This window comes from Streptosporangium sp. NPDC003464 (genome assembly GCF_053588315.1).
On the sequence record NZ_JBSFPS010000002.1, the window covers coordinates 96600 to 103244 of the forward strand.

Here is a 6645-nt window from a genome sequence, read left to right on the forward strand (position 1 = left end):
GTGTCACACACACTCCTGCCACCGCCTTGACGTGATCCTTTGAAGTTGTTTGCCCTACAGGCCCGCATCGGCGCCTGTCCGGACAAGCAGCTGGGGACCTCCTCACGCGACATCCGGGGACGCAAAAGCCCGTCTGGAGTAACAGGTCGTAACACAGGCTACGAGGTCTGTGACAGGAGGAATTGCCCCAGTGACCGTGCTGGCCGTCGAACCGCGAGCATCGCTGCGACGCGTGCTTGAGGCGTTTGATCGCCTCGGCTCCGTCGTGCGTCCGCGCGGCGACCAGGCACAGGTGCAGTGCCCCATCCACGAAGACGACAGCCCGTCAGTATCGATCAGCTGGCGTAACGGGCAGACTCTGATGCACTGTCATGCCGGCTGCGCCATCGAACTCATCGTGGAGGCCGCAGATCTGCGGATGAGCGACCTGTGGGACGATCCCGTCCCGTCCAAGCTCGACCGGACCTCCCAGCCCGCACGCCAGCGACGCCGGCTACGGCCGACCACCCCGGCCGCCGCGACCGGCGGCGTCCCTGCCAGAACGGCCAAGCCCACCCTGGGAAGACCGACCAGCGGCTGGCGGCAGGTGGCCACCTACACCTACTTCGACGAGCACGGCCTGCGAGTCGGCCAGGTGATCCGTAAAGAACGGAGCTACGAGCACGGCCACAGCAAGTCCTTCTCCCAGAAGCACTGGGATCCGGACTCCAGCCGCTGGGTGCCGGGCGCGCCCGAGCGGAAGGTCCTCTACCGACTGCCCCAGGTCCTGGAGGCGATCGCCGCCGACCGGCCGGTCTTCCTGGCCGAAGGGGAAAAAGACAGCGAGTCCCTGACCGCTGCCGGAGTGTGCGGTACGACCAACGCCTCGGGCGCGGGAAACTGGCACGAGAGCCTGACACGCCAGCTGACGGGCGCGCATGTGGTGATCGTGGCCGACCGCGACGCGGCCGGCTACGCCCGTGCGCGGCGGTTGCTGGCAGAGCTGGCACCGCTCACCGCCTCAATACGCGTGGCAGAGCCCGTGACGGGCAACGACGTCACCGACCACCTGGAGGCCGGACGCAGCCTCCAGGAGCTTCAGACACTCAACGAGGACCAGTTACGCATACGGCTGGCAGCCGCCCGCGGCGAGGCCTTGTATCTGGCCATCACAGCCGAGAACGCCACGGCGATCGAGGCCGCCGGAGCCTGCGCCCTGGCCTGGCGTCCCGAACTGGCCGCCCTGCTGACCGACGCCTCCGTGGTGGTCGTGGCCGACCGTGACACCGGCGGCTACGCCTGCGCCCGCGACATCATGGGCCGTCTGGCCGAAGTGGCCGCGACAATCCGGGTCGTGGAGCCCACCGCGGGCATCACCGCGGCTGCCCACCTGGCCGCAGGCGCCCTTCTGGAGGAGTTCCGACCGGCCCTGCGGCTGCTGCACGGCGACGGGGAAGGCGACGACGGAGGCCCAGGTGACGGAGGCCCGGGCGGCAGCACTCCCGAACAGCCCAACCAGCGACCGACCTACATGGTCCGCCACGGCGAACTAGTACGGGTGCGCCACGACCGGGTCAAGGGCACCATCACCTACGACACCGTGCTGGGCTGCACCGCACGGATCATCCGGGTGGAGCAGCGCGGCAGCCTGGTGGACCCGGACGACCCACCGGTGACCAGCGGATACCTGATGGAGCTGGAACACCCCAAGGCACCCGGCGAGATACGACAGTTGCGCGTCAACCGGGACGACTTCGGCAAGGGCACCTGGCTGGACGACCTGCCCTGGCCGGGTGTCACCTACGACTCCTCCCGCGGCGGCCTGGCCCGCATCCGTGACGCGATCCGCATGACCAGCCCGCTGGCCGAAGTCCAGGTGCTGCACAACGCACCCGGCTGGATCCCCACCCCTGACGGCGACATCTACGTGCACGCCGGTGGCGGCATCGGCGCCGACGGCCCGGTGAACGTGCCCACGCACTTCCCGCACAAGCTGGCCCTCTACCGCCTGCCTGAGCCACCCTCCCGCGACGGGGAGCGCACCGCACTGGCCGCCGCCGCACAACATTCCACCGGGCTGCTGGAACTGCTGCCGCCACGGATCGGCGCGGTCCTGTCCGGTATCGCCTACCGGGCCGCGATCACCCGGACCGCGCCGGCGGTCGCCCTGATCGGCGGCAAGGGCTCCTACAAGACCTCAATGGCCAAGGTCGCTCTGCACCACTTCGCCCCCGACCTGCCGTTCGACGCCTCGGTGATCTCCCTGTCCGAACGCGGCGCCACCGCCAACGCCGCCGCCAGGACCCTCTACCTGATGCGCGACACCCTCACTCTCGCCGACGACGCCGCCCCGGACCGTTCGATGCGCGCAGCCGCCGAACGCCTGGGCGGCATCATCCGCCTTCAATACAACGGTGAGACAAGGGACCGGCTGGACCGCGAGGCCGAGCTGCGCACACCCACCCCGCCACGAGGCTCGCTGATCGTCACCGGAGAGGTCGGACCGTCAGCGGCCAGCGCGACCGAGCGGGCCCTTACGGTCCCCTTCCGCAAGGGCGAGATCGCCACTGAGGTCCGCGAGGCACTGTGGGAGAAGACTTCCCGACACGGCCGCGCCCTGGTGATGGCCTCCTTCATCCGCTGGATCGCCGGCCGCCGCGAACAGGTATTGGAGCTGACCCAGCAGCGCCTGCTGGACTATGCTCGGGCCTGGCGGGAGGCCGGATACGCCGAACGGACCGCCGAGGCTCTGGCCAATCTGGCGGCCGGCTGGCGGGCCATGCTCGACCACCTCGTCGACATCGGCGTCTACACCAGCGCCCAGGCAGACCAGACATGGGAACAGGCCTGGAAGGGCCTGACCGCGGCAGGCGACTCCCAGTCCCACCCCGATGAGCCGGTCAGCCACGGCCACAAGATCCTGTCGATGATCGCCGCCGTCCTCCGCGGCCGCTACGGCTACATCACCAGCCAGAACGGAACCGCACCACACTCCGACGTCGCTCCCCGCTACGGCTACCACGTAGACCAGGACGGCCGACTGGACAGCCAGGGACGCGCGATCTCGACGATGCGACCAGGACGCCAGCTGATCGGCTGTTACGCCGACACCGACGAAGGCCGCCGCCTGTACCTGGAGCCCAAGCTCACCCTGGCCGCGATCCGGCAGCTGGCCGCCGCCATGGGCGACGCCTACGAAGAAACGATGTACTCGACCGGAGAAGCACTGGAAGAGACAGAAGCACTGAAAGTCCTCATCCACGGCAACAAGATCCGCCGGACACATCCACGGACGATGCCCGGTGGCGACCGCCCCCGAGTCTGGGATCTGTCCGAGGCCAAGGTCTTCGGCTTCGGCACCGATGACGATGACGAAGAAAGCCCAGGCCCTGCCCCCGACGCGGGCGGCCCTCCGGTGAAGCTAGTCCACGACGCGACGACGACCCCTGGCGAGAGGTCTGCCCAGAACCTCCCCATCGAGCCCACGGACGTCACCAGCCCCGAGACCGCCGCACACCGAACCGCTGGTCCCCAGAAAGAGGATCCGGACATGAGATCGCAGCTGCTGACCGAGGCTCAGCCCTGTGTGGTCTGCGGCGACCCGTGCGTGGTGACCTTCGACGACATCGTCGTCCACGTCACCTGCGAACTTCCCGAAGCCACCTCCCACACCGACACCCCCTTCGACCACACCGGCGAGCAGTCCCCCGCACCACAGCCCGCACCCACCGGACAGCGCTGGCGAGCACCGGCGGCGGTGGCCGACGTCAGCGGCATCCATCTACCAGGCGGAGAGGTGATCGACCTACCCGCCCCGCTCACCCACCTCGGCCAGCTGGCCGAGCTCGCAGTCGACCTGCGCCTGGGCTGGGGAGGCGGCAAGACCCTTCCCGAGGTCGGCCAGATCTGGATGACCGCCGACCTGATCCGCCAGGTCGGCCTCCCCGTCGACCTCCCGGAACGGATCCGCGACCAAGAGAAGGTCCTCGCCGAAGCCGCCAACCACCCATTCATCACCTCGTCCTTCCCGGTCGGCTGGAGAGTGAGCCGGGCCGCCACCGAAAAACTCGTCCCATGGATACGCATGTGGCGCGCCGACGGCGCCGGAGCTCTGCTGTGCCTGATCCCCCTGGTGGAGGCCGCAGGTATGGACACCCTGCTGGCCGACGACCCCACCCCCCCAACCCTGGCCGAACGCCTGCAGCGCTACGCCACCGGACTCGGCCTGCCATTCCGCGTCTCCAGCGCCGCCACCGGAGAAGACCTGATCGCCTTGTGCGATACCGACCGGAAAATTGTCGTCACCGAGCCGGTCGAACCGATCCCTCCCGCAAAACTTCCCGGCGAAGGCGACTATCAAGGGCACAACAGCTGGTCCCGGCCACCACGCGGCGCCGAAGTCGACATGCCCTTCCTTCACGCCTACGACTTCAATTCGATGTTCCTGTCGGCTGCGATGCATGCCCCGCTGGGACTTGACGGTGTCGACCACTTCGTCGCCGATGACAAGACACCGCTACGGTTCGACCCCAAGAGGGCCGGCTACTGGCTGATCAAAGTCCCCCACTGGGACACCTGGACACTGCCCACACCCTTCGTGAACCTGGCCCGCCCCCGCGAGGACGGCACAGCATGGTTCACCTCACCCACCCTGCGAGTCGCGGCGGACCTGTTCGACCTGGAGCCGGACATCATTGAGGCCTACGTCTGGGAACGCAAGACGACCTACCTCAACAAATGGGGCACCACCATCGACCAGGCCCGGCTCCACCTGCTTCAGCTACGCGATGAAGGCGACACCGACGCCGGGCCACTGCTGGAAGCAGTCAAAGACGTCTACAAGGCGACCATCGGCGCCCTGGGCAGTTCCCAATACCGCGAAGGCAAGCTCTTCCACCGGCCCGACTGGCGTCACACGATCATCGCCCAGGCACGGGCGAACCTGCTCCGCAAACTCGTGAAGATCGGCGAGGTCAGCGGACGTTTCCCACTGGCCGTCATCGACACCGACAACGTGCTGTTCGCCTCCGCCGACCCCGACCCGATGACCGCCTGCCCAGCACCTCTGGAGACAGGACTACGCCTGGGCCAGGTCAAACACAAGGCCTCAGCCCGGCTGGAAGACGTCGCCGAGCTGCTCGCCTCCCGCAAGCCTTTCCCCTACAACGTCCTGACCCCCGCCGCCGATTGGACACCATTGACCACCAGCGCCCCCTCCGACTTGAGCCGAGGCCGGCATGCCTCGGGGTGACGAACGCGTCTCCAACCCCGACCTCGCCGGCTACGCCAGGGCCAACAGGGATGAGGTCTACCGGATGATCACCGGACATGACCCGAACAGCGTCCCCGAGCTGGTCCGCATCGCGGCCCGATCAGTCGGTGTTTCCCCCGGGGCCAGCAAGGCCGCGATCGCACGCGCCATCGCCCCCATCGTGGGCCGCGCCCCCCGTACGGTCGAACGCTGGATCACCCAGACCGGCCGCCAGCGTATCCGAGCGCCCCAACCCGACGCCCTCAATGCCCTCCGTACAGTCGCAGACCGCGTACGAGCCACTCCCCAGGGACGCCGCCAGATCCTAGGAACCCGGCGTGAGTCACTGATGCGCAGCCGCGGCATGCGGATGTCAGGTACGGCGGTCTGCGGTCCGCTGAGCGCGGAGGCGCAATACCGCCGCAAACGCAGGTTTGACGACTACCACATTGACTCCGAGGTGGCAGGGAACACGATCGACGCCTGGCTCGCCAACGGAGAAGACGCCGCCTACAACGCCTTCAACCAGGGCTTTGCCCGAGCTTACGGCCTGACCGGCTGGGACGAAGAGGAAACCGAACCGGACTGGGTTTTCGAGGACATGAGCGGTCTGGACTTCAGAGCCGATATGACCAGCTGAACGCCGGATGAGCAACCACCTCGTCATGCCGTCACAGCCTTGAGACTTTAGGCGGTGCTGACCACCGCCCGTCACCCGAACAGCGGTTCATGCGTGATGGGTGGTGGTCAGCCCATGGGGGCTGGGATCGAATCAAAGTGGTCGCAATCGGGCTGGCTGGGGTGCTCCTGCTTGGAGGATCGAATCAACCAGGCTTATAGGGCCGAGCAATCCGGGTCCTGACCAACACAGGCGGTCACGTCACCGGATGGGCGCCGCATCGAGCTGTTAGACAGATGCGTTTAGTGGTTAGCAGTATCAGTTTAATAAGGTAGTTCCATGTAACTTGGTTGACGAGCAGAGTTGATGCCATAAGCCCGCGAGCTGGCTTGGCCGTGAGGGGTATCGCTGCTGGCTCTACTCTGAAAGGTGCGGTAGAGCCGGCCGGCAGGTTGCCGATCTCAGGTCTGCGGGGAGGGGCACAGACTGACTGTGTGAGCACTGCGGCCTGCGGAGATCAGGTGATGGCTTGCAGGCGGATGTTCTCCTTGAAATGCCAGTTCAGACCCTTGAGTAGCGGGTTTCAGCTATTCGTTAGGCTTGCTAATGAATAGCTGAAACGGTTGAGCTTGAAGTACAAAGATTGTTGTACGGCTAGCTCATGTGATCATCTGCACTTCCGAACCGGGCGCTTCAGCGCCCGGGCTCAGCCGCCACCTCACCGACGTGGCCCAAGCACTGGCCGAGCTCCTCGCCGGATGGCTCGCCGGGGCCGCCGCCCGAGAACGGCATACGC

2 protein-coding genes are annotated in these 6645 nt (G+C 67.0%); both read left to right on the forward strand.

Annotation, left to right across the window (positions count from 1 at the left end):
• Nucleotides 1-361: 361 nt before the first annotated feature.
• A complete protein-coding gene (locus ACWDS7_RS00925) occupies nt 362-5230 on the forward strand; it encodes a hypothetical protein (protein ID WP_451927520.1) in 4869 nt (1622 codons plus the stop codon).
• Nucleotides 5217-5870 (forward strand): hypothetical protein, encoded by a 654-nt coding sequence (locus ACWDS7_RS00930; RefSeq protein WP_451927521.1) that lies wholly within the window; start codon nt 5217-5219, stop codon nt 5868-5870. The genes ACWDS7_RS00925 and ACWDS7_RS00930 overlap by 14 nt, the downstream gene beginning before the upstream one ends.
• Nucleotides 5871-6645 lie beyond the last annotated feature (775 nt).

Bases quoted from the DNA above. Each gene is read 5' to 3' on its own strand.
- ACWDS7_RS00930 (WP_451927521.1), top strand. From the start codon at position 5,217: ATGCCTCGGGGTGACGAACGCGTCTCCAACCCCGACCTCGCCGGCTAC.
- ACWDS7_RS00925 (WP_451927520.1), top strand. From the start codon at position 362: ATGCACTGTCATGCCGGCTGCGCCATCGAACTCATCGTGGAGGCCGCA.